The organism is Bathymodiolus japonicus methanotrophic gill symbiont (genome assembly GCF_019721995.1).
GTDB lineage: Bacteria > Pseudomonadota > Gammaproteobacteria > Methylococcales > Methylomonadaceae > Methyloprofundus.
In genome coordinates this window covers 60,723-82,824 of sequence record NZ_BLYC01000006.1, presented here as the reverse complement: position 1 = coordinate 82,824, position 22,102 = coordinate 60,723, and the positions used below count along the sequence as shown (strand labels likewise).

General features: G+C 40.6%; 27 protein-coding genes and 2 pseudogenes. 19 read left to right on the top strand and 10 right to left on the bottom strand.

Features of this window, described 5'->3' with window-relative positions:
• Window positions 1–77 precede the first annotated feature (77 nt).
• On the top strand, window positions 78–371 hold the full coding sequence (locus tag K6984_RS10395; protein ID WP_221895485.1) for a hypothetical protein: 294 nt from the start codon (window positions 78–80) through the stop codon (window positions 369–371).
• On the opposite strand, the gene K6984_RS10390 is transcribed toward K6984_RS10395, so the two are convergent.
• The 3 genes from K6984_RS10390 to proC all read right to left on the bottom strand — a co-directional run bounded on the left by K6984_RS10390 (window position 313) and on the right by proC (window position 2,146).
• Entirely contained in the window at window positions 313–633 is a 321-nt protein-coding gene (locus K6984_RS10390) for a DUF4124 domain-containing protein (RefSeq protein ID WP_263458717.1), read from the bottom strand. The two genes, K6984_RS10395 and K6984_RS10390, sit on opposite strands and share 59 nt — an antisense overlap.
• A 110-nt stretch (window positions 634–743) precedes the next feature.
• Entirely contained in the window at window positions 744–1,319 is a 576-nt protein-coding gene (locus K6984_RS10385) for a YggT family protein (RefSeq protein WP_221895483.1), read from the bottom strand.
• Complete coding sequence (gene proC, locus K6984_RS10380; RefSeq protein ID WP_221895482.1) at window positions 1,319–2,146, bottom strand: pyrroline-5-carboxylate reductase; 828 nt, start codon at window positions 2,144–2,146, stop codon at window positions 1,319–1,321. Before proC ends, K6984_RS10385 begins: the two co-directional genes overlap by 1 nt.
• A 293-nt stretch (window positions 2,147–2,439) precedes the next feature.
• Here proC and K6984_RS33155 point away from each other — a divergent pair, with 293 nt between their 5' ends.
• Complete coding sequence (locus K6984_RS33155; protein WP_263458596.1) at window positions 2,440–2,568, top strand: hypothetical protein; 129 nt, start codon at window positions 2,440–2,442, stop codon at window positions 2,566–2,568.
• 27 nt (window positions 2,569–2,595) lie between these two features.
• Window positions 2,596–2,751: a hypothetical protein gene (locus K6984_RS10375; protein ID WP_221895481.1), complete on the top strand. Its 156-nt coding sequence runs from the start codon at window positions 2,596–2,598 to the stop codon at window positions 2,749–2,751.
• A gap of 119 nt (window positions 2,752–2,870) precedes the next feature.
• On the opposite strand, the gene K6984_RS10370 is transcribed toward K6984_RS10375, so the two are convergent.
• The gene (locus K6984_RS10370) at window positions 2,871–3,092 is read right to left on the bottom strand and encodes a hypothetical protein (RefSeq protein ID WP_221895480.1); all 222 of its coding nucleotides are present in this window, start codon (window positions 3,090–3,092) and stop codon (window positions 2,871–2,873) included.
• On the opposite strand from K6984_RS10370, the gene K6984_RS33150 reads away from it, so the two are divergent.
• The 3 genes from K6984_RS33150 to K6984_RS10360 all read left to right on the top strand — a co-directional run bounded on the left by K6984_RS33150 (window position 3,049) and on the right by K6984_RS10360 (window position 4,752).
• Complete coding sequence (locus K6984_RS33150; RefSeq protein WP_263458709.1) at window positions 3,049–3,177, top strand: hypothetical protein; 129 nt, start codon at window positions 3,049–3,051, stop codon at window positions 3,175–3,177. The two genes, K6984_RS10370 and K6984_RS33150, sit on opposite strands and share 44 nt — an antisense overlap.
• 276 nt (window positions 3,178–3,453) lie before the next feature.
• Window positions 3,454–3,810 carry a hypothetical protein gene (locus K6984_RS10365; RefSeq protein ID WP_221895479.1) on the top strand — a complete coding sequence of 119 codons (357 nt, stop codon included), beginning with the start codon at window positions 3,454–3,456 and terminating at the stop codon, window positions 3,808–3,810.
• A 15-nt stretch (window positions 3,811–3,825) separates the two neighbouring features.
• Window positions 3,826–4,752, top strand: a complete 927-nt coding sequence (locus K6984_RS10360) for a transposase (protein WP_338024485.1) — start codon at window positions 3,826–3,828, stop codon at window positions 4,750–4,752.
• 111 nt (window positions 4,753–4,863) lie between these two features.
• On the opposite strand, the gene K6984_RS10355 is transcribed toward K6984_RS10360, so the two are convergent.
• A complete protein-coding gene (locus tag K6984_RS10355) occupies window positions 4,864–5,778 on the bottom strand; it encodes an ABC transporter permease (protein WP_221895477.1) in 915 nt (304 codons plus the stop codon).
• Between the two features lie 303 nt (window positions 5,779–6,081).
• Between K6984_RS10355 and K6984_RS33145 the strand changes: the two genes are divergently transcribed.
• Window positions 6,082–6,210 (top strand): hypothetical protein, encoded by a 129-nt coding sequence (locus K6984_RS33145; protein ID WP_263458596.1) that lies wholly within the window; start codon window positions 6,082–6,084, stop codon window positions 6,208–6,210.
• 1,632 nt (window positions 6,211–7,842) lie between these two features.
• Here K6984_RS33145 and K6984_RS10350 read toward each other — a convergent pair.
• Entirely contained in the window at window positions 7,843–8,349 is a 507-nt protein-coding gene (locus tag K6984_RS10350) for a hypothetical protein (RefSeq protein WP_221895476.1), read from the bottom strand.
• Between the two features lie 236 nt (window positions 8,350–8,585).
• Between K6984_RS10350 and K6984_RS10345 the strand changes: the two are divergent.
• Window positions 8,586–9,149, top strand: a pseudogene (locus K6984_RS10345) (transposase); the annotation flags it as partial.
• Here the strand turns inward: K6984_RS10345 and K6984_RS36105 are convergent.
• On the bottom strand, window positions 9,117–9,314 hold the full coding sequence (locus tag K6984_RS36105) for a hypothetical protein (protein ID WP_221895474.1): 198 nt from the start codon (window positions 9,312–9,314) through the stop codon (window positions 9,117–9,119). The pseudogene K6984_RS10345 and the gene K6984_RS36105 sit on opposite strands and share 33 nt — an antisense overlap.
• Before the next feature lie 40 nt (window positions 9,315–9,354).
• Window positions 9,355–9,531: a hypothetical protein gene (locus tag K6984_RS10335; RefSeq protein ID WP_221895473.1), complete on the bottom strand. Its 177-nt coding sequence runs from the start codon at window positions 9,529–9,531 to the stop codon at window positions 9,355–9,357.
• On the opposite strand from K6984_RS10335, the gene K6984_RS10330 reads away from it, so the two are divergent.
• On the top strand, window positions 9,488–9,796 hold the full coding sequence (locus K6984_RS10330; protein WP_221895472.1) for a hypothetical protein: 309 nt from the start codon (window positions 9,488–9,490) through the stop codon (window positions 9,794–9,796). The genes K6984_RS10335 and K6984_RS10330 overlap by 44 nt on opposite strands.
• A gap of 246 nt (window positions 9,797–10,042) precedes the next feature.
• Here the strand turns inward: K6984_RS10330 and K6984_RS10325 are convergent.
• Window positions 10,043–10,558: pseudogene (locus K6984_RS10325) on the bottom strand (ABC transporter ATP-binding protein); the annotation flags it as partial.
• Window positions 10,559–10,624: 66 nt separating this feature from the next.
• Here K6984_RS10325 and K6984_RS10320 point away from each other — a divergent pair.
• From K6984_RS10320 to K6984_RS10275, 10 genes are all read left to right on the top strand, one after another.
• Window positions 10,625–11,053, top strand: coding sequence for a hypothetical protein (locus K6984_RS10320; protein ID WP_221895470.1), 429 nt, complete (start codon window positions 10,625–10,627; stop codon window positions 11,051–11,053).
• 27 nt (window positions 11,054–11,080) lie between these two features.
• A complete protein-coding gene (locus tag K6984_RS10315; RefSeq protein WP_221895469.1) occupies window positions 11,081–11,218 on the top strand; it encodes a hypothetical protein in 138 nt (45 codons plus the stop codon).
• A 449-nt stretch (window positions 11,219–11,667) separates the two neighbouring features.
• Window positions 11,668–12,240 carry an arylesterase gene (locus K6984_RS10310; RefSeq protein WP_221895594.1) on the top strand — a complete coding sequence of 191 codons (573 nt, stop codon included), beginning with the start codon at window positions 11,668–11,670 and terminating at the stop codon, window positions 12,238–12,240.
• A gap of 296 nt (window positions 12,241–12,536) precedes the next feature.
• Complete coding sequence (locus tag K6984_RS10305) at window positions 12,537–13,952, top strand: TonB-dependent receptor (RefSeq protein ID WP_221895468.1); 1,416 nt, start codon at window positions 12,537–12,539, stop codon at window positions 13,950–13,952.
• Window positions 13,953–14,200: 248 nt separating this feature from the next.
• A complete protein-coding gene (dnaN, locus tag K6984_RS10300) occupies window positions 14,201–15,301 on the top strand; it encodes a DNA polymerase III subunit beta (protein ID WP_221895467.1) in 1,101 nt (366 codons plus the stop codon).
• Between the two features lie 6 nt (window positions 15,302–15,307).
• Window positions 15,308–16,381: a DNA replication/repair protein RecF gene (recF, locus tag K6984_RS10295; RefSeq protein ID WP_221895466.1), complete on the top strand. Its 1,074-nt coding sequence runs from the start codon at window positions 15,308–15,310 to the stop codon at window positions 16,379–16,381.
• Window positions 16,382–16,460: 79 nt separating this feature from the next.
• Complete coding sequence (gene gyrB, locus K6984_RS10290; RefSeq protein WP_221895465.1) at window positions 16,461–18,875, top strand: DNA topoisomerase (ATP-hydrolyzing) subunit B; 2,415 nt, start codon at window positions 16,461–16,463, stop codon at window positions 18,873–18,875.
• Between the two features lie 98 nt (window positions 18,876–18,973).
• Window positions 18,974–19,765 (top strand): prolipoprotein diacylglyceryl transferase, encoded by a 792-nt coding sequence (gene lgt, locus K6984_RS10285; RefSeq protein ID WP_221895464.1) that lies wholly within the window; start codon window positions 18,974–18,976, stop codon window positions 19,763–19,765.
• An 83-nt stretch (window positions 19,766–19,848) separates the two neighbouring features.
• Window positions 19,849–20,682: a thymidylate synthase gene (locus tag K6984_RS10280; RefSeq protein ID WP_221895463.1), complete on the top strand. Its 834-nt coding sequence runs from the start codon at window positions 19,849–19,851 to the stop codon at window positions 20,680–20,682.
• Window positions 20,683–20,830: 148 nt separating this feature from the next.
• Window positions 20,831–21,037, top strand: coding sequence for a class I SAM-dependent methyltransferase (locus K6984_RS10275; protein WP_221895462.1), 207 nt, complete (start codon window positions 20,831–20,833; stop codon window positions 21,035–21,037).
• Between the two features lie 2 nt (window positions 21,038–21,039).
• On the opposite strand, the gene K6984_RS10270 is transcribed toward K6984_RS10275, so the two are convergent.
• Complete coding sequence (locus K6984_RS10270; RefSeq protein ID WP_221895461.1) at window positions 21,040–22,032, bottom strand: IS30 family transposase; 993 nt, start codon at window positions 22,030–22,032, stop codon at window positions 21,040–21,042.
• Window positions 22,033–22,102: the final 70 nt, after the last annotated feature.

Below are 22,102 nucleotides of genomic sequence, written 5' to 3'. Positions count from 1 at the left end.
AAGAGGAGATAAAAAAGGAAACTAAAGCTTGGTATTCCAATACCCGCTCACTTGAAAATCAAATCCGCCTGACTGCAATGAGCTATAATTTAATGCGCGTGTTTGCAGAGATTTCAAAAACACAACAGCCAGAATTGATTCATCCATCGGATAAAAAATATAGCGAGGCTCTGGAGATAAGGCAGCAACAGGCCAAAAAACGAGATCGTTTTGTGAATCCATTATTTTTCCAGGCAAGAATATCTCGTATCAGCTCGTATACCATTCGGGCAGTTCAAAACGCAATAATAACAGGAATGTCTTTACAGTGCTTTATGAGCTCTCTTGTGGCGAGGTTGGTTTCACGGCCTCAATTGATAGGGGAACACTGATGTTATCAGTAGATTTTTGCTTGGCTATAATCTTTTCTTGCTCTGCTCTTAAAATTGCCAGCCTTTTCTCCAGATCAATTTCTTCCTGAGTTTTTGCCGCTCTAATCGTTTCGATCACACGCCCTGTATCGCTTAATACCTTACGCTCCAGCTTTGACTGACTGGGCGGAACTTGATCTGAATAGTAAACATTGCCTTGTTTATCGACCCAGCGGTACATTTTTGCATGCGCTGCGGATGGCAATGGGATCAAACACACCATCAAATTAAAACAACAAAACCAACGTGAATAATTCATCGTAAAGGCGCAATTATTAAATACGTAAATTTAAGCTTAATAACAACCAGGATCACCAACTACTTTTATTACAATTATCCAACTAAAACAATTAACTCCTGCAACGGAGGAATAATTAACATTTTTGCCAGTTGCAAACCCACCAGCACAATCAGAGGAGAAAGATCAATACCACCGATATCAGGAATTATGCGTCTACATGAAACTAATAATGGCTCAGTAATACTGTACAGTAAATTTGAAGCCGCATTAAAAGTACCCGGATTAACCCAGCTAAGCAGTGCGCGTGCAAAAACAGCAAACACAAACACATTTATCACCAGGGAAATTAACTGACTAACAGATAATAAAGTCAGTGCCGCAAAGCTAAACGGTACACCTTTCAAACTCAGGGTAATAAAATCTGATAACATTTGCAGGGCCATAACAAATACGATCGATGAGGTATCGATTTTACCTACGGCTGGTATATAACGCCTCAGTACACGTAATGGCGGATGAGTAATTTTTACCAAAAATTGCGAGATCGGATTATAAAAATCCCCACCGAGCCATTGTAAAAGAAAACGTAAAACTACCGCTAAAATATAAAAAGAAAAAACGGTATCTAGTAAAAAAATGATTGGATTACTAAAATATGTAGTCCCCATTACTCTGCTCCTAATTCGTTAGATAATGAGATAGATCGATCATTCGCAGCCTGCATAGCTTGTTTTACTAAATCTATAAAACCGCCCTTCTCAAATGTTTTAATCGCTTGCTCCGTAGTACCGCCAGGAGAAGTCACACGCTTTCTTAATGCCCCCGGTGATTCTGTAGATTCCAATGCAATCCTAGCCGCTCCTAACGCTGTTTGCTCTATTAATAACTGTGCTGTGCTTGGTGATAAACCTAATTCTAATGCTGATTTTTCCATCGCTTCCATCAACAAAAAGAAATAAGCAGGACCACTGCCGGAAACTGCGGTGACAGCATCCAGTTCAGCTTCACTCTCAACCCAGACTAAAATACCAACCGAGCGCATAATATTTTCTGCCAGATTATGTTGCTCTTCGCTCACATTATTATTTGCATGCAGTCCCGTTGCACCTGTTTGCACTAAGGCTGGTGTATTTGGCATACAGCGCACAATTGCTTTATCGGCACCTAGCCATTTACGTAAACTCTGCTGATTAATTCCCGCTGCAATTGAAACAATTAAAGCCCCACTTTGATTAAAGCCATCTATAGAGGATTTAATCACTGCAGAAATAACTTGTGGCTTCACAGCTAAAACTACTACATCAACTTCGGCTATCAGTGCATCATTACTTGCTGAAGTATTAATGTTCATACTGGTAGCTAGGCTGGATAACTTTTCCTGATCAGCATCGGATACCCAGATCTGCTGTGCTAAGTGTCCACTGGCAATTAAACCACTGATGAGGCTATTAGCCATATTACCGCCGCCGATAAATCCTATTTTCTTTGTTTTCATTATTTAAGCAATCTCTTTATTTGTGTAAGTTCGACTGATCCGTATCTATAATATTCACTATTATTTATTCCTTATTAAGATAGGGACATTTTACCTGTTTATCAATAACCTGTTATTTATAATTAGCTTGCATCTGCATTTAAAGTAACGCGCAGTAAAAAATCTACCCATATTGCCCAGAATTTTTGTTTGTCTTCAAGGCGTAAACACTGCGCATAGCTAGCTACACAACTATTTCTACAATGCAGAAGACGGACAAAAAGACTAGCAAGATAGTCGGGGAGTCGCTATTTTTGCGAAAGCTTGTTTTGGGCATCCCAGCCCAAGCAAGCAGCAAAAACTTAACGCGACCACTTATGCCTCCGGCGGCCCCGATTCGTCCTCGTCACCTCGTCCCGACCCAACAAGGGGTCGGAACATAGGCTCCAAATGACTTGACGCCGTGTCGGATGGCCTTTTATTTTGTCTCCACCTTCGCTAACGCTCAGACTCCGACAAAACAACGGCCCTACGGCTATCGCGGACTAAAAATCATCACTTCGCTTAGGCTACGTTTCCCTGATTTTCAGCGGTCGGGGGTTTATTGCGAGTTGCCTAAGTACTGAAAACATTGCAGACTGTTATTACATCGTCTACTATAAATCTCGCAAAACTTGCATAGGTGACTGTCTCACAACTGAGCGTGTACCCCAGAAACCAGCAAACCCTATTACTAAAGCAGAGGCTAACGGCACTCGCTGAAAATCATGGAAACGGAGCTTAGCGAAGTGGTGATTTTTAGCCCCTGATAGGCGACAGGGCAATTCGCTGATTCGACGTGTGCTAGCAGCACGCGAGAGGAGCAAGAATTGCATTCCGAATAGCCGTCCAGCCAGTGAGGTAGTAATGACGAAGCGGCTTTTGTGCGTAGTCGTTGCGGACGCAGGGCGTTCAGGGCATCTCCCATCCGCTGCGTAGGTGAACGAATTATGGCGACAGGAGTCCCGGAATTTCGTGAGGTAGCATGGCGCGCCTGGAAATTAATAAAATAAAGTTAAATGTAAAATCCAGTTTAAGTACCCAGTGGTATAAAACACATCAGTGTTCCCATTGAAAGAAGAAGTACCTAAACAATGCAGCCTATAACCTACCTGAAGGTAGCACCACTCGAATATTTCCATCTTTTTGATTTTAATCACTTATAACAGCAAATAGACACTCTGTAGGCACCGTAAAAAACAACAAATAATTTCAAATAAAGCTTGCATTTGCCGAAAAAATTCTTCTAAAAATTTCCGTTTTAATCACCTCATAAACGGATATCACCCATGCTTAAAGACCTACCACTCTCTGAACATATTCACCAACACTGCAATGAAAGTATGGAACGTGCCCTGTTAGCAGAGCGTCATCCTTTGTGGGCTCGTTCATGCCCAGAGTTGAAGGATATCGACTTTATTCGCCTTGGGTTATTACGCTGTATCAGTGTAGTCGATAGTGGTCGCAATTTCCTCCAAACCAATGAACAGATTTATGGCCAGCTGCTTCCCCGCTCAACGTATTTTAAATCACTGAAGTCGCATAGACGAACAAGTATGCTTGAGGCATTTGAACAGCAGAGCTATCATCTTCACTCTGAAACACTGCTATCGCAAGGCATTGATTATCTTAAAGCATTCCCGTAACTTGACGAATACACCATAGAAGCAGCGGATGGACATTTTATTGATCATGCCTGCCATACTGAAAAAAACAGCAAGGGGAAAGTTTATGCGGCCGGGGGGATTTACGCGTTGAATCTCAGAAGTGGGTTGCTCAGATTTCTTTGTCTGGTGACAAACGGAACTCAGAGGCATCAAGAAATACCTGTGTTACGAGATCATATTGAAAAGCAAAACAAGGGAAATAACAGCTCTCAGAAACATCTCTATGTCTACGATAAAGCCGTCACCGACTTTGTCTGGTGGGATCGGCAGAAACGACATGCTAATTACATGATTTCAATGCTAAAAGAAAATTCAATTGCGACTCTGGTTGAGTCTATCCCTTTTGACTCCCAGCATGAGATCAATACAGGAGTTGAAGCATACAGTGTGTACGAAAACAAGGGCATCAAATTTAACGTGGTGGATTACCGTGATCCAGAAACCGGAAAACTTCACCGGTTTGTGACAACCTTGCCAATGACTATTAACCCTGGAACCATTGCCATGCTGTATTTCAAGCGATGGACGATTGAAAAGACATTCAATAACACTAAAAGTAATTTCAAGGAAACTAAAGCTTGGTCTTCCAATACCCGCTCACTTGAAAATCAAATGCGCCTGACTGCAATGAGCTATAATTTAATGCGCGTGTTTGAAGAGATTTCAAAAACACAACAGCCAGAATTGATTCATCCATCGGATAAAAAATATAGCGAGGCTCTGGAGATTAGGCAGCAACAGGCTCAAAAACGAGATCGTTTTGTGAATCCATTATTTTTCCAGGCAAGAATATCTCGTATCAGCTCGTATACCATTCGGGCAGTTCAAAACGCAATAATAACAGGAATGTCTTTACAGTGCTTTATGAGCTCTCTTGTGGCGAGGTTAGTTTTACGGCCTCAATTGATAGGGGAACACTGATGATAAAACATAAATCACCATGTGTGACATTATCACCGCGAGTAAGCCTGCGATAAATCCCAATACACTGAACTCTATCCACTGAATTTTTTGTAAAAAACTCCGCCTGGCTCAGAAAGTACGCATTAACACGCCACTGTAAATTCGACTATCTAATGTTGTTTGTACTGCTGCGAATAACACTATAAACCCTGCAACTAAAGCAAAATACAGTAAATAATTAATCGCTGCAGTCAACTGAGTCAGAATCTGCTTTATTTGCTGCAAGAGTAAATCTACGTCTAATACCGTCATCGCAGGATAATGCTTGAGTAACTGATTTAATATTTCCTTTTGCTCTTCAGCTAGATAAAAGCTACTAATAAAAGTATGTGCAAACTGATCAATAGTTCCGGGTGAAAACATCATATAAAAATTGGGTTTCATGGTATCCCAATCCACTTTTCGAACACTATCAACCTGTGCAGTTATTTGCTGGCTACCTATAGTAAACGTTAGCATATCACCTACACTGACTATTAAACTTTTTGCCAGTTTTTGCTCTATAGAAACCAGGCCAGGCTTACGTTCAGTTTGCCAACGCCCTGCAATAATTTTATTATCCTTAGGAGCTACTGTAAACCAGGTTAAACTCAGGTCGCGATGTATCGCACGCTCCCCCTGAGATTCTTTAGTGACAATTTGCTGTACCGGAATTGCATTAATTTCTACCAACCGCCCTCGTACGACTGGATAAAAACGATTGATCTGTATGCCTTGCTGCTTTAACTCCTGTGCTAAATTTTCTTTCTGATCGGCAAACACATTCAATGCAAAATGATTCGGAGCATGGTCTGGTAACTGCTTTTGCCAATCGTTGATTAAATCTGAACGTACGGTAAAACTTAAAATGATAGCGAGTAAAGTCATACTAAACGCCAGAATCTGGACGATATTTGACTGCCTATTTCTGGACAAGCCCTGTAGGCCGAAGCGCCAGCTTAAATTCACATAGGCTAATAAATAACGACTCGCAGTTAATAACAAATATACTAACCCTGCTATTATTAATAAACTCAGTACACACGCACCGATTATACTCAGGGTTAATGACAGATCGTCTATGTATTGCTTAATTAGAACAAACAATAAGCTAAATGCCAATCCATAAACTAGCCAGGCACTAGATCACGACGTAATATACGTAAGGGTGATACCTGTTTTAAACGTAATAAGGGTGGCAAAGCCAAACAACACTACGATACCCATCAGCATACCGAATACAACTGCTAGTACACTAGGATCAGCAACTCTGGCTGGTAATAAGTCATGTTCGGGGAGTCGCTATTTTTGCGAAAGCTTGTTTTGGGCATCCCAGCCCAAGCAAGCAGCAAAAACTTAACGCGACCACTTATGCCTCCGGCGGCCCCGATTCGTCCTCGTCACCTCGTCCCGACCCAACAAGGGGTCGGAACATAGGCTCCAAATGACTTGACGCCGTGTCGGATGGCCTTTTATTTTGTCTCCACCTTCGCTAACGCTCAGACTCCGACAAAACAACGACCCTACGGCTACGCCGGACTAAATAATCATCACTTCGCTTAGGCTACGGTTCTGATTTCGCGAAGGTATGCAATAAACTTCCTAGGTAACCAATATATGGAACCTCCTCGTTTATTGCAAGCCAAGTTTTCAGAAGTGATGCTAATAAAACAGTGAACAGATGCAGCCCATATATCCGGTCTCTACAGGCTTTTTTGCATCAGGACTCCTGATGGAATCTATTCGTCAGACTTTTTGACCTACCAGCATAACGGTCTAGCAATGGACTACTCTGGGTTGCAAGGTTCTGTAAAAGTATCGGTCTGACCTGTTGTTGTCATCAATATGGTTAACTTGCCTCGCAATTCTCTGGTTAATCGGTTATCTCAGGGGTTATACACGCTTTTGTCCACAGGACGAAGGCCATCCCTCTACGCTCGCAGTCGGGGGCAAGGGTGGGTAACCCTGCTTATGCACTCTAAACTATGTCAGAGCTGTATCATAGTCTCTTATCCGGACTCGCCACCACGCACACAGTATTCGGGCATTATTTACTATTTGGCCAAGGCGCAACGGCGCTTTATTAAATCCACGCACGCTTCATGAGTGCTTGTAGACCATAGCTTAATTTATCTTTTTTACCACTACTAGTGTTTAACACACGATCGTGCTCCATGAATTAACATGCGGACGAATATAGAGGTTACTCGACTACTAATTCCTAAATAAACCTGATGATCACACCTGCTATGTTGTCTCGGAACAATCCCTAGCTGGCCATCTAGTGTTCCATCAATTAGGCGGTAAACTAACCTCGCCACAAGAGGCGCTCAAGAAAGCACTGTAAAGACATTCCTGTTATATTGCGTTTTGAACTAGCCCGAAATGGTTATAGAGCTGATACGAGATATCTGCACTGGGAAAAAATATGATTCACAAAACGATCTCGTTTTTGAGCCTGTTGCTGCCGAATCTCCAGAGCCTCGCTATATTTTTGATCGATGGATGATCAATTCTGTGCTGTGTGTTTGGACAAATCTCTTCAAACACGCGAATTAAAATGATAAACTCATTGCAGTCAGGCGCATTTGATTTTAGGTGCGCGGGTATGGGAATACCAAGCTTTAGTTCCTTGAAATTACTTTTAGTGTTATTGAATGTCTTTTCAATCGTTCATCGCTTGAAATTACAGCATGGCAATGTTCCAGGGTAATAGTCATTGGCAGGTTGTCACAAAACCGCGTGAAGTTTTCCGGTTCTGGATCACGGTAATCACCACGTTAATTTGATGCCCCTTGTTTCGTTACACACTGATGCTTCAACTCCTGTATGATCTCATGCTGGAGTCAAAAGGGAGAAGACTCAACCAGAGTAGCAATTGAATTTCTTTTAGCATTGAACATAAGTGTAATTAGCATGTGTTTGCCGATCCCACAAGACCAAAGTCGGTGGACGGCTGTATCGTTAGGACATAGAGAGTTTCTGAGAAGATGTTATTTGCCCTTGTTTCGCTTTTCAATATGATCTCGTAACACAGGTATTTCTTGAGTGTCTATGAGTTCCGCTGGCTCACCAGACAAAGAAATATGAGCAACCACTTCTGAGATTCAACGCGTAAATCCCCCCGGCCGCATAAACTTTCCCCTTGCTGTTTTTTTCAGTATGGCAGGCATGATCAATAAAATGTCCATCCGCTGCTTCTATGGTGTATTCGTCAAGTTCCGGGAATGCTTTAAGATAATCAATGCCTTGCGATAGCAGTGTTTCAGCGTGAAGATGATAGCTCTGCTGTTCAAATGCCTCAAGCATACTTGTTCGTCTATGCGACTTCAGTGATTTAAAATACGTTGAGTGGGGAAGCCGCTGGCCATAAATCTGTTCATTGGTTTGGAGGAAATGGCGACCACTATCGACTACACTGATACAGCGTAATAACCCAAGGCGAATAAAGTCGATATCCTTCAACTCTGGGCATGAACGAGCCCACAAAGGATGACGCTCTGCTAACAGGGCACGTTCCATACTTTCATTGCAGTGTTGGTGAATATGTTCAGAGAGTGGTAGCTCTTTAAGCATGGGTGATATCCGTTTATGAGGTGATTAAAACGGAAATTTTTAGAAAATTTTTTTCGGCAATTGCAAGCTTTATTTGAAATTATTTGTTGTTTTTTTTACGGTGCCTACAGAGTGTCTATTTGCTGTTATAAGTGATTAAAATCAAAAAGATGGAAATATTCGAGTGGTGCTACCTTCAGGTAGGTTATAGGCTGCTTTGTTTAGGTACTTCTTCTTTCAATGGGAACACTGATGATTTATATATGATAGAGGACATTTATAGCCGAAAAATAGTCGGGGCTGAAGTGTATGAACAAGAAAGTGGCGAAGATGCCGCTACACTACTTGAGCGTAGCCTATTAAAGGAAAAAATGATGTATAACCCATTGGTGCTCCATTCTGATAATGGCGCACCAATGAAATCACTCACCTTGCGCAGCAAAATGTATGATTTAAACTTAACCAGCTCATACAGCCGCCCACGAGTGAGTAATGACAACCCTTATTCTGAAGCTTTTTTTAGAACGGTAAAGTATTGTCCTGACTGGCCTGGCAGTGGCTTTGATAGTCTTGATGAAGCCCGGGAATGGGTAGGTAACTTTGTCGAATGGTATAACAACGAGCACCGGCACAGCAAAATAAAATTCGTCACACCTGCGGAACGACATGAAGGAAAAGACAAAAATATTCTTGAAATGCGAGATAAATTATGTCTCCAGAAGAAAAAAGAAAAACCTTCCAGATGGTCTGGCTCAACCAGAAACTGGGATGCTACAGGGCCAGTTTCATTAAATCCTGACAGGACTGATGAAGCGGCTTAAATAATTTAGGCGAAAACTATCTTGAAAAACACCGCTATACCGCCTTGTCGCCATGGCAATCGCAACACCCGAAATTAAAATCACCACAATGCTGGACAGCCCCAAATAGCGCTCTGCTTTTTGCAGCGCTGAACCTAATTTTGGCCGGTCCTCATACACATCCATAATCCGTTGCGATACAGTTATTTGCGGCCCTAACCAGCGCTTAAAATTTAAGATACTGCCTTCGTCTCCAGCAAATTGATAGAATCGATGTACGTGACTTCCGGCAGGCGCGCCATGCTACCTCACGAAATTCTGGGGCTCCTGTCGCCATAATTCGTTCACCTACGCAGCGGATGGGAGATGCCCTGAACGCCCTGCGTCCGCAACGACTACGCACAAAAGCCGCTTCGTCATTACTACCTCACTGGCTGGACGGCTATTCGGAATGCAATTCTTGCTCCTCTCGCGTGCTGCTAGCACACGTCGAATCAGCGAATTGCCCTGTCGCCTATCAGGGGCTAAAAATCACCACTTCGCTAAGCTCCGTTTCCATGATTTTCAGCGGTTGTAATGTTTTAGTTGCAGCTAAATCCTGCGCATTAATAATCACTCTGGGTGATAAACTATATAAACTGAAGTTTCCCAATAATTATTTATGGTAAAATTGAAGCTATGCTACAACTATATGAAAAAAATAGTCTTTTCATTCGTTTCAAACGCTATTGCCTAAGGGGAATTAAGTAGGGGTTTGCTATAAACATGGCAAAACCACCTAAAATTAAAATAAACCTCGATACACCAGCATTGTGTATTTCAGCTACTCAATAATTGGGAAACTTCAGTTAATAAGCTCAATTCCCCCGATCGACCATCCCGGCGCAAGAATCGTAGCGATAAATATAAGCCATTCATACTATGCACCCAGCTTTTAACTCAATAATCCTCTCACAGCGCTCTGCCAATCGCTGATCATGAGTGACCAAAACGAGTGTCGTCTGGTTTTCCTTATTTAACTCAAACAGTAAATTGATTATCGTATCGCCTGTACTGCTGTCTAGATTTCCGGTAGGCTCATCGGCAAATAAGATTTTCGGTTTAGTTACAAAAGCTCGCGCAAGTGCAACCCGCTGCTGCTCACCTCCTGATAACTGACTAGGAATATGAGTTAAACGCTTGCTTAACCCTACACGATCGAGCAAATCTGACGCCAGTTGATGCGCTTGCTTATCCCCCACTAATTCCAGTGGCAACATAACATTTTCCAGAGCATTCAGATTAGGTAATAACTGAAAAGACTGGAAAACAAAACCAATCTTCTGTCTACGTAATACTGCACGTGCATCTTCATCTAGCTCACTGATCGATTGACCTAATACTTCTATTGAGCCCGAACTTGCAACATCCAGTCCAGCCAGTAGGCTCAGGCGCTCCATGCTACCTCACGAAATTCCGGGACTCCTGTCGCCATAATTCGTTCACCTACGCAGCGGATGGGAGATGCCCTGAACGCCCTGCGTCCGCAACGACTACGCACAAAAGCCGCTTCGTCATTACTACCTCACTGGCTGGACGGCTATTCGGAATGCAATTCTTGCTCCTCTCGCGTGCTGCTAGCACACGTCGAATCAGCGAATTGCCCTGTCGCCTATCAGGGACTAAAAATCACCACTTCGCTAAGCTACGTTTCCATGATTTTCAGCGGAGTAAGGTTGATTTACCTGAGCCCGATGCCCCATAATTGCAAGACTTTCGGCGGGTTTGATTCTAAAGCCATCGGGGAGTCGCTATTTTTGCGAAAGCTTGTTTTGGGCATCCCAGCCCAAGCAAGCAGCAAAAACTTAACGCGACCACTTATGCCTCCGGCGGCCCCGATTCGTCCTCGTCACCTCGTCCCGACCCAACAAGGGGTCGGAACATAGGCTCCAAATGACTTGACGCCGTGTCGGATGGCCTTTTATTTTGTCTCCACCTTCGCTAACGCTCAGACTCCGACAAAACAACGGCCCTACGGCTATCGCGGACTAAAAATCTTCACTTCGCTAAAGCTCCGTTTCCAGGATTTTCAGCGACTGATGACAAGATAGTTAACCCATCTTCGTCACTTTCATCTTTCTAAGCCATTGATTCATCGGTTTAAGCGATTTTTTGTCGAAAAATTCTCTTTAAAATCAATGGTGTTTTTTTTGAAAGTTTTGTAGTGCCATTTATATTATTTTTGTCGATAAATTCATTGACTTTTGTCAAAAAAATCATCATTATTTGAGTGTAATTTACATGCGACAAAAATACTCTAAAAAATCCAACGTTTTATACAAAAACACAAAATCTGTAGTGCCAACTGGCTACTTTTTAAAATTTCAACCAATTGATTTATAACAACTACATCATCAATAGTGACGAAGATGGGCTAAGCGGCCATTATGGCTGTTCACTGTTTTATACAAATTATCTACAACGATAATGTTGGTGTTATTTTTATCTATAGGGGAGTTCATTATGCGTAATATTTTATTGGTCTGGATGATATTAATATCTGGTTTTTTTTCCTACATTAGCTCAGGCAAAGTCAATTCTAGTCCTAGGAGATAGTATCAGTGCTAACCATGGATTTGAAGCACAACATGGCTGGGTCACATTACTGCAACAAAAATTAAATGCTAGTCACGCTGAATATACTATTTATAACGCTAGTATTAGTGGTGATACCTCAGCCGGTGGCTTAGCACGTTTGCCGCAACTATTAAAATTGTACAAACCTGAAATTCTGCTACTTGAACTTGGTGCTAACGATGGCTTAAGAGGCATGTCATTAATCAGCATGCAGAAAAATTTATCCACCATAATTGCAGAGGCAAAAAAGTCCGGGGCAGAAGTTTTACTACTGAGTATGCGCATCCCCAGTAATTATGGAAAGCGCTATACCGATATGTTTTACAGTAGCTATGAAAAAGTTGCCAGGGAACAGAATATCTCAGTTGTACCTTTTATACTTAATGGGATCGCTCTGGATAAATCGCAAATGCAAAATGATGGCTTACATCCCAATGAAAAAGCCCAGCCCATCATAGCCAATCACGTTGCAGCTTACTTATTGCCATTATTATAATGTGATGTGTTGTGGATAAGTCTGTGGGTTAGGCTACTGCAAAGATGTTTATGTTTTGTAGATAAAAATCCCCCTTCATTTTTAGCACAGTCTTTCTACAAATTAGCCTAAACTTTATAACAAACTTACAGATAAGTTAACAACATGATTTTTAATCCTAAAAATGACTTATCCACAAGTAGGCAGTAGACTAATAGTAATAATAAGTTTTATATAAAGATACTCTTATTTATTATTATTAAGGATGCTATTCTATACACTGAATTATTTTAGTCACTAAACAGCCTTTTATCTATATGACCAATCGAGAAAAAAAACATAATACCTTACATAAAGCACTAGAAATAAACCTTGATAATTGTAAGTATGGAACTATTGTTGAAATTGGAGCGGGCCAGGAAGTCGCCAGAAATTTTTTCCGTGCGGGTGGCGCTGCCGGGACAATAGCTAAAACCATGTCTGCGTATGATATGCAGGTAAGTGATGATATCTATGGTGCGGAAGAAACTAAGCGCTATGTCAGCCGTAGTCGATTACTGAAAATGCTGGATAAAGAATATACCGGTGTCACCGAACTTCTTACTGCTACCCGCCCCAAAAATACAACCTTTTTTTCTTATGCTGCTACAGTAACAGCGAAAAGTTATTTACAAAAAAAAGAGTGTCACGGCTGGATCGGTTTGCGTGCGCAACTTTATCCCGGTGCTGCACCCAGTAATATTATTCTGCATGTGCGCATGTTAGATAATGATGGAAGTGCACAACAAGAAGCTCTGGGAATTCTTGGAGTTAATTTAATTCATTCAGCATTTAGTTTTTTCACCCAACCTAAAAAAATTATTGAATCTTTAGTTGATGATTTAGAGGAGTGTCGAATAGAGATCGATATGATAGATTTTTCTGGTCCCTATTTTGAGGAGATAGAAAATAGATTAATGAACTTGCATCTTGTGCATCATAACCTGACTCATGCGATTATGTTTAGCCCAGGCGGTGAAGTACAGGTTCCTAGTGAACTACTTTATAAAAAGAATATCCTGGTGATCCGCGGTAACTTCACTCCTTTAACTAAAGTTCAACTGGATATGACCCGTTGTGGTCAACAGCATTTTAATGATATGGAAAACATTAATGCTGAAAGAACATTAGTGCTGGCCGAAATTACTATGGCGAGTTTAACAGTAGGTGATGAAATTGATGATGCGGATTTTTTGGCACGTGTAGATATGCTAAATACGCAAGGCTATACGGTCATGATTTCCAATTACCTACGCTATTTCCGCTTACGTGCCTATTTCCGTCGTTATACTCAATTACAGATAGGCATGATTTTAGGTATATCAAATTTAGAGCTAATTTTTGATGAGGAATATTATCATGGGCTTGAAGGTGGAATTTTGGAAGCCTTTGCCAAGCTGTTTCCAGATAATACGCATCTGTATATTTACCCGTTTAAAACCCCTGAGCAGGATGAATTAATCACTGTTTACAACTTCAAAGCACCTAAGAAGTTACAGTACCTGTATAAGTATGTTCTGGAAAATAATTATTTAGTTGGTCTAGAAAATGTTGATGAAAGCGTTCTACATATCAACCCAAATGAAGTACTGGCTGATATTAAAAATGGACGTGGTGACTGGGAGAATAAAGTACCGGAATCTATCGTTGAGATGATTATTAAGAAGAAGCTACTGGGTTTTGTTAATAGTTAATAGTATAGAGCGGGCCTCAGTCCGCTCCCCCTCTTTCTGTGCATAATCCTGTGTTTTAGTATCCCCGGCACCTGTGCACTAGCTGTGTTTGAATTGAAACTCCTCATATATGCACATTTTAACTACAGCTATTGTCTAATTTGGGAACAGACTTAAAAACAGGTTAAAATACTGATTTTATGCTTATAAAATGACTTTTCAACAGATAGACACCTGCCTAATAGTAATAATAAATAATATATTCTTTTATGAAATTTATAATTAACAGAGAGCTATTACTCACGCCTCTACAGCAAATCGTCAATGTTATCGAGAAAAGGCAAACTATGCCCATTCTTGCCAATGTACTTTTCAAGCTATCAGAAAATCAGCTGACATTGACGGGGACTGATCTTGAAGTACAAATTGTTGCACAAGTAATTTTAGAAAATGACGTAGAAGCAAGCATTACTATTCCAGCGAGAAAGCTGCTGGACATTTGTCGGCTGTTACCGAGTGCTGCAGATATAAAATTTGAATTGGTTGATAGAAAATTAAAAATAAAATCGGGTCGTAGTCGTTTTTCAGTGAGTACCTTAAGTGCAGATGAGTATCCTGATTTTGAAATGGGTGTGATGGAGTGCCAGTTTTCTATGCCAGCGAGTCAACTGAAGCTAGCATTAGATAAAACAACCTTTTGTATGGCGAATCAGGATATCCGTTATTACCTTAATGGTCTGATGTTGAGTATTTTTAATCAGCAATTAAAGCTGGTTGGATCGGATGGGCATAGATTATCAATTTATGAGGATACCATTGAACAAGAAACAGGTATTGAGTTACGTATCATTATTCCTCGTAAAGGTGTTATAGAATTAGTTCGACTATTAGATAATGCAGAGCAGCAAGTGCAGGTAGAATTTTCACGTAATAATATACGTGTGGTGATTAATAATCTGATTTTTTCCGCCAAACTGGTGGATTCCAAATATCCAGATTTTAGTAAAGTATTTGAACAGGAATTTAATAGCCCCATACATGTGCAAAAAGACGTTTTAAAAGATGCATTAACACGGGTATCAATCCTTGCAAATGAAAAATTCAAGGGAGTTGAATTTGTTATCGATGGAAATACCATAACGATTAGTACAAACAACCCTGAACACGAAGAAGCAGAAGAACAAATAGCGATAGAGTATCAGGGACAACCTCTGGCAATTGCATTTAATTCACAATATATTTTAGATGCGGTCGCTAATCTTGATTCGGAGCTGGCAGTACTCACGATTGCTGAAAATTCCAGCTGCTGTTTTATTGAAGAACCTAGTGAGCAGCAATATAAATTTATCGTTATGCCTATGCGTTTATAAAACGCAATGAGTTTACAAAAGCTGGATATATATCATGTGCGTAATCTTGGCAATGTCAGTTTATATCCAGCAACAAAGCTTAATTTCATCTACGGTAGTAATGCGAGTGGCAAAAGTTCTATTCTAGAAGCCATTCATTTGCTAGGCAGAGCAAATTCATTTCGTTCATCAACAATTAAAAATGTTATCAATTTTACCCATAATGAACTCATTGTTTCGGGTAAGGTTCGCTTCAAGAATGCCCATATATCTACGCTTGGAATTCAGCATGATGGTAAAAACCTACAGATTCGTATAGATGAAGAAACTCGGTATTCTCGTTCCGATTTAGCTTATGCTCTGCCCATCCAGTTAATACATCCTAAAAGTTATCAATTATTAGATGCTGGCCCACAGTTACGCCGTGAGTTTATGGATTGGGGTGTTTTTAACCAACATTCAGATTATCTGGATAATTGGCGAAATTTCAAAAAAGCGTTAAACCAGCGTAATGCATTATTGAAAATTCGTAGTGTAAACGAGTTAAATGTTTGGAATCATGAATTACAACAATACGGTACAATAGTTGCTAATTTTAGGAAAGAATATTTAGCAGAACTCACTCCTTTTTTTCTAAGTATTGCACAGAAATTTTTGGGCTTAGAGGATCTTCAGTTAAAGCTGGTGCAAGGCTGGAATGAGCAGAGTTCATTACTTGATAAACTAGTAGAAGATCAGGAAAAAGATTTACGTTACGGTTTTACTCATAGTGGCCCACATCGGGCAGATTTTCAATTACTATGTGATTCCAGAAAGGCAAAGGATTTTGTTTCGCGTGGACAGTTAAAATTATTGGTCTTATCTTTAAAACTAGCGCAAGTAGAACTTCTTTTAAGTAACGGGTTTCATTCTGGCTGCGTATTGATTGATGATGCGGTCGCTGAGCTGGATTTTTCTAATCGAACAAAATTAATAGAATTCCTTGCTGGAATGGATGTACAGGTATTTATAACAGCAACTGAGCAGAATGAATTTGGTAAATTAAATAAAATTGGAGAATACAAAATGTTTCACGTGAAACATGGAGTAGTATCTGAGTGATAAGAATGTTTCACGTGAAACATTAAAATAAAAGGCACAATAAACATGTTCCACGTGGAACACAAAAAAAAGGTTAAACATGAGCGACAATACGGATAATTACGATAGTTCTAATATTAAAGTTTTAAAAGGCCTGGATGCAGTACGCAAAAGACCAGGAATGTATATTGGAGATACCGATGATGGAACAGGACTGCATCATATGGTTTTTGAAGTGGTGGATAATTCAATTGATGAAGCTTTGGCGGGGTTCTGTAAGGAAGTTACGGTTACTATCAATGATAATGGCTCTGTAACTGTGACTGATGATGGCCGTGGTATTCCTGTGGATACACACCCTGAAGAGGGTCGCTCTACTGCTGAAGTAATTATGACTGTGCTACATGCAGGAGGTAAGTTCGATGATAATGCTTATAAAGTATCTGGCGGTTTGCATGGCGTAGGCATTTCGGTTGTTAATGCCTTATCAGAAAAGCTGGACCTAGAGATTTATAAACATGGCTATGTTTATCGTCAAACCTATCAACATGGCGAACCTGTTGCGCCGCTAGAAAAAATGGAAGCAACGGATAAACAGGGCACACAAGTTACATTCCTACCGAGCACAGAAACCTTTTCTGATGTGGAGTTTCATTATGAAATTCTGGTTAAACGCCTACGTGAACTATCTTTTCTGAATTCAGGTGTGCGCATTCATATTAAAGATGCACGAAATGATAAAGAGGATATTTTTGAATTCGAAGGCGGTATAAAAGCTTTCGTTGAGCATCTTAATAAAAACAAAACACCGTTATTTCCAGAGGTATTTCATTTCACCGTAGAAAAAGAGGATGTCATTGTGGAAGTAGCGATGCAGTGGAATGACTCGTATCAGGAAAACATATTTTGTTTTACTAATAATATTCCTCAGCGTGATGGTGGCTCTCATTTAGCAGGATTCAGAGGGGGCCTAACAAGAACCATTAATCAATATATCGAAGCGAATGGCTTAGCAAAAAAAGAAAAGGTATCAACTACAGGAGATGATGCACGTGAAGGCTTGACGGCGGTATTATCAGTAAAAGTACCAGATCCCAAGTTTTCATCGCAAACTAAAGATAAGCTAGTCTCTTCTGAAATTAAGCCCTTAGTTGAATCCGCTATGAATGAAAGGCTGAATGATTTTTTACAGGAAACCCCGGCAATAGCAAAAATCATTGCCGGAAAAATTATCGAGGCAGCCAGAGCCAGAGATGCTGCACGTAAGGCAAGAGAATTAACCCGGCGTAAAACCACACTGGATATTGCCGGCTTACCAGGTAAGTTAGCCGATTGTCAGGAAAAAGACCCAGCCTTATCTGAAATATTTATTGTGGAAGGGGACTCAGCGGGTGGCTCTGCCAAGCAAGGCAGAGACAGACGCACACAGGCGATATTGCCATTAAAGGGAAAAATCCTTAATGTAGAAAGAGCGCGCTTTGATCGTATGATCTCGTCGGATGAAGTAGGTACGCTGATTACCGCATTAGGTTGTGGTATTGGTAAAGATGAATACGACCCTGAAAAGCTACGCTATCACCGTATTATTATTATGACCGATGCGGATGTTGATGGCTCGCATATCAGAACCCTATTACTGACCTTTTTTTACCGGCAAATGCCTGAGTTAATTGAACGTGGACATATTTATATTGCACAGCCACCTTTGTACAAAATAAAAAAAGGTAAGCAAGAGCGTTATGTAAAAGATGATGCCGAGCTCAATGATTACTTGATTCAATTAGCACTGGAAAAAACACAACTAGTGACTAATAGCGAAACACCCGAAATAAAAGGGATCGGTTTAGAAAAATTGGCTAAAGAATACCTGGGCGTTGAAGAAGTCATTGCACGCATGGGCAGACGCTATGATGATGACTTTTTGGAACAGCTTAGTTATGAAACTGTATTATCAACAGAAGCACAGCAAGATGAAACGCAACTGTCTGTGTGGCTGAGTATAGTTGAGCAAGGCTTAAATCAACGTATTAGTAAAGCAAGCTTTAGCATAGAACTCGCCTTTCGTAGCGCTGAAGATTACACCTTAACGATCCATAAAAAAGAGCATGGCGTAGAGAAGGTTTTTATCGTAGAGGCGGTCTTTTTTAAGAGTAATGATTATAAGAAAATAGCAAATTATGTAGAAGATACGGCTGGCTTATTTAGTGAGGAATCGTTTATTCAAATGGGGGAACGTAAGCAGCTTGTAGGAAACTTTAAGCAAGCTTTTAACTGGATGATGCGTGAAGTGAAAAAAGGCCAGCATATCCAGCGCTATAAAGGTTTAGGAGAAATGAACCCCGAGCAATTGTTTGAAACTACGCTGGATGTTAATCAGCGGGTATTATTACAGGTGCACATTGCAGATGCTATTGCTGCTGATGAAGTCTTTACCACTTTAATGGGAGATGTGGTAGAGCCTCGCAGAGATTTTATTGTTAAAAATGCACTAGAGGTTTCTAATCTGGACGTATAAAAAAAAGTAGTGCGGACTTCAGTCCGCTAATAAGTTTGGTATCATAGGGCGGATTAGCGAAAAGCTAATTCGCCCTTTTTTTTACTACACTAAAACTCATGCTTACTTACCCAATTATAGATCCAGTTGCAATTAGTCTAGGCCCAATTAAAGTTCACTGGTATGGGCTTATGTATTTAATCGGCATAGGGGGAGCCTGGTTATTGCTAACTAAGCGTGTAACCAGAAGCTATTCACCAATTAAGCCGGATGCCTTAGAAGACCTGGTTTTTTATGCAGCGATGGGGGTTATTTTTGGAGGAAGATTGGGTTATATAATCTTTTATAATTTTCCACAGTTCATTGATAACCCTCTAATACTGTTTAAAGTCTGGGAAGGCGGCATGTCATTTCATGGTGGATTATTAGGTGTGATTATTGCCATGTGGGTATCAGCCCGTAAGAACCAATGTACTATGCTGGCACTCACTGATTTTATTGCGCCAGTTGTACCCGTCGGATTATTCTTTGGACGTATAGGGAATTTTATCAATGCAGAATTATGGGGTAGACCTACTGATGTTTACTGGGCATTTGTATTTCCTGGCGCAGGGCCTATAGCTAGACATCCTTCACAATTATACGAAGCGGGATTAGAAGGCCTTGCTCTCTTTTTGATTTTATGGATTTACTCAAATAAGCAAAGACCCTATATGGCAGTTTCGGGCATGTTCGCATTATTCTATGGAATCTTTCGCTTTATAGTAGAGTTCTACCGGGTTCCCGATGCGCATCTAGGCTATCTGGCAATGGACTGGTTAACTATGGGGCAAATTCTGTCAGCGCCATTAATCGTTGTTGGAATAATTTTGTTGAGCATAGCGTATACAAAAAACAGCCTACCTGACTAATTTAAACAGTGGGCTAAAGCACCGCCCTACAATGCAGTTTTTACCGTAGGGCGGTGCTTTAGCCCGCTAATTCAAATAAGATCATGAAACAATATCTCGAATTACTAGAAGAAACACTTACTACAGGCTGCTTAAAAGGAGATCGTACCGGAACAGGTACAAAATCTCTATTCGGCCGTCAGATACGCTTTAATTTACAGGAAGGGCTACCTTTAGTTACCACCAAGCGCTTACATACTAAATCTATTATTCATGAGCTACTCTGGTTTCTTAAAGGCGATACAAATATAAAATATCTAAGCGAGCATGGTGTCTCAATCTGGAATGAATGGGCGACTGAAGCAGGTGAGCTTGGTCCTGTTTATGGAGCACAGTGGCGGCATTGGAAAGGCGTAGAAGGTGAGAGTTATGACCAGGTAGCCGCATTAATATCTGGCATAAAAAACAATCCAGATAGCCGCCGACATATTATCAGCGGCTGGAATGTTGCCGATCTACCAGATGAAACAAAATCGCCGCAAGAAAATGTAGCTAATGGAAAAATGGCCTTACCGCCCTGCCACTTACTTTATCAATGGTATGTGGCTGATGGAAAACTAAGCGGATCGCTGTATATCAGAAGTAATGATCTGTTTTTAGGCAATCCGTATAATACTTGTAGTCTGGCAATATTTACGCACATGATTGCTCAGCAATGCGATCTGGATGTTGGTGAAATAATTATTTCAATTGGTGATTGTCATTTATACAGCAACCATTTTGAGCAGGCGAAAATACAATTACAGCGCGAACCCAGAGCATTACCTAAACTGATTATCAAACGTAAACCTGATAGTATTTTCGACTACCGTTTTGAAGATTTTGAAATCGTAGGATACGATCCACACCCGCATATCGCAGCGCCCATAGCTGTGTAGAAATAAAAAGCGTAGGGCGTGGCTTTAGCACGCCTTTTGCAGTGAAACCAAAACATATAATTGAGACTCAAGAACAGTGGAAAATGAAACCGAAATCATAAGAAAACGCTACGATCGTTTGGCACCCTATTTTGAACGCATAGAAAGTATGATGGAAAAAATGATGATGGGAGCATTAAGAGAAAAGATCTGGCAGAAAATTCATGGAGAAAAGATCCTTGAGGTCGGTGTCGGAACAGGAAAAAATTTCTCCTATTATCCGGCTAAAGCAATAACTGCAATTGACTTCAGTCCTGCAATGATCAATGAAGCTAAAAAGAAAAGCCAGCATCTGGGAGTAGTCGTTGATCCCTGAATTCAAGTCATAAGTACATAACCCAATAAATTTTTCATATCTATCCCAGTCAGCTCTTCAAATACCTCATAAGGTGTTTTGTAATTGAGACACTTTTTAGGGCGACTATTTAGCTTATCAACGGCTATAAAAACCTCTTTTATCGTAACATCAATCAACTCCATTACTTTAGGGAAATACTGTCTTAATAAGCCATTAGCATTCTCATTTTGCCCTCTTTCCCAAGAGCTGTAGGGAGTCGCAAAATACGTATCACAGCCTAGTGCTTCTGCTATTTTTTCATGCAGGGTAAACTCTTTCCCGTTATCAAAAGTAATTGTTTTAACAAAGCTTTTTATAGGATCAAGCATTAAAATAGTTGCGTCTAATACATATTGAGCCTTTTTCCCCGCTAAAGGGAAGGTCAACCGTAATTTAGAGACTCGCTCATCCAACGTTACAATCGCCCCTTTGTGATTTTTCCCAATGATTGTATCTGCCTCCCAATCACCTATACGCTTACGGTTGTTGACCTCTTCAGGACGCTCATCTATATCGACTCTATTAGGGATTCCTGTCCTATTATGGGCTGACCCATACCGCTTGCGATAGGTTTTGTTCTGATGCCGAAGATGCTTGTATAGTTCACCCCCTGCCTTTTTGTCCGCCAGAATATGCTGGTAGATTGTTTCATGATGAAGACTAATTATACCTTTTTGTTTTAACCGCCCTGCAATCTGCTCAGGACTCCAGTCATCCTCAATGCGAACATTAACAATGCCTTTTATTTCATCCGTTAATTTAACCTCTTTAGGCTTGTTTTTGTGTCGTTCTTGGGCAAAATCTTCTGCTTGTTTATGCCTGTAGCCTCTTTGACCTGTATTGCGTTTAATCTCGCGTGAAATATTGCTTTGGCTTCGTTCTAAGGCTTCTGCTATTTTATTCTGTGAAGTTCCCTTTTTTAATTCAATTTCTATATAATATCTTTCTTCAGGACATAGGTGTGTATAGCTCATTTGTAGCCTCTGTAAATTGTTTGGTAGCTGTTTACTTTACACCTATGTCTTGTCTTAATTCAACAGGTGT

What these genes read in the sequence shown, in the direction of transcription:
- K6984_RS10395 (WP_221895485.1), top strand. Translation starts at nt 78, where the DNA reads ATGAGCTATAATTTAATGCGCGTGTTTGCAGAGATTTCAAAAACACAA.
- K6984_RS10390 (WP_263458717.1), bottom strand. Translation starts at nt 633, where the DNA reads ATGGTGTGTTTGATCCCATTGCCATCCGCAGCGCATGCAAAAATGTAC.
- K6984_RS10385 (WP_221895483.1), bottom strand. Translation starts at nt 1,319, where the DNA reads ATGGGGACTACATATTTTAGTAATCCAATCATTTTTTTACTAGATACC.
- proC (WP_221895482.1), bottom strand. Translation starts at nt 2,146, where the DNA reads ATGAAAACAAAGAAAATAGGATTTATCGGCGGCGGTAATATGGCTAAT.
- K6984_RS10375 (WP_221895481.1), top strand. Translation starts at nt 2,596, where the DNA reads ATGGCCTTTTATTTTGTCTCCACCTTCGCTAACGCTCAGACTCCGACA.
- K6984_RS10370 (WP_221895480.1), bottom strand. Translation starts at nt 3,092, where the DNA reads ATGGGAGATGCCCTGAACGCCCTGCGTCCGCAACGACTACGCACAAAA.
- K6984_RS10365 (WP_221895479.1), top strand. Translation starts at nt 3,454, where the DNA reads ATGCTTAAAGACCTACCACTCTCTGAACATATTCACCAACACTGCAAT.
- K6984_RS10350 (WP_221895476.1), bottom strand. Translation starts at nt 8,349, where the DNA reads ATGCTTAAAGAGCTACCACTCTCTGAACATATTCACCAACACTGCAAT.
- K6984_RS36105 (WP_221895474.1), bottom strand. Translation starts at nt 9,314, where the DNA reads ATGGATGTGTATGAGGACCGGCCAAAATTAGGTTCAGCGCTGCAAAAA.
- K6984_RS10330 (WP_221895472.1), top strand. Translation starts at nt 9,488, where the DNA reads ATGGGAGATGCCCTGAACGCCCTGCGTCCGCAACGACTACGCACAAAA.
- K6984_RS10320 (WP_221895470.1), top strand. Translation starts at nt 10,625, where the DNA reads ATGGGAGATGCCCTGAACGCCCTGCGTCCGCAACGACTACGCACAAAA.
- K6984_RS10315 (WP_221895469.1), top strand. Translation starts at nt 11,081, where the DNA reads ATGGCCTTTTATTTTGTCTCCACCTTCGCTAACGCTCAGACTCCGACA.
- K6984_RS10305 (WP_221895468.1), top strand. Translation starts at nt 12,537, where the DNA reads ATGACCAATCGAGAAAAAAAACATAATACCTTACATAAAGCACTAGAA.
- dnaN (WP_221895467.1), top strand. Translation starts at nt 14,201, where the DNA reads ATGAAATTTATAATTAACAGAGAGCTATTACTCACGCCTCTACAGCAA.
- recF (WP_221895466.1), top strand. Translation starts at nt 15,308, where the DNA reads ATGAGTTTACAAAAGCTGGATATATATCATGTGCGTAATCTTGGCAAT.
- gyrB (WP_221895465.1), top strand. Translation starts at nt 16,461, where the DNA reads ATGAGCGACAATACGGATAATTACGATAGTTCTAATATTAAAGTTTTA.
- lgt (WP_221895464.1), top strand. Translation starts at nt 18,974, where the DNA reads ATGCTTACTTACCCAATTATAGATCCAGTTGCAATTAGTCTAGGCCCA.
- K6984_RS10280 (WP_221895463.1), top strand. Translation starts at nt 19,849, where the DNA reads ATGAAACAATATCTCGAATTACTAGAAGAAACACTTACTACAGGCTGC.
- K6984_RS10275 (WP_221895462.1), top strand. Translation starts at nt 20,831, where the DNA reads ATGATGGAAAAAATGATGATGGGAGCATTAAGAGAAAAGATCTGGCAG.
- K6984_RS10270 (WP_221895461.1), bottom strand. Translation starts at nt 22,032, where the DNA reads ATGAGCTATACACACCTATGTCCTGAAGAAAGATATTATATAGAAATT.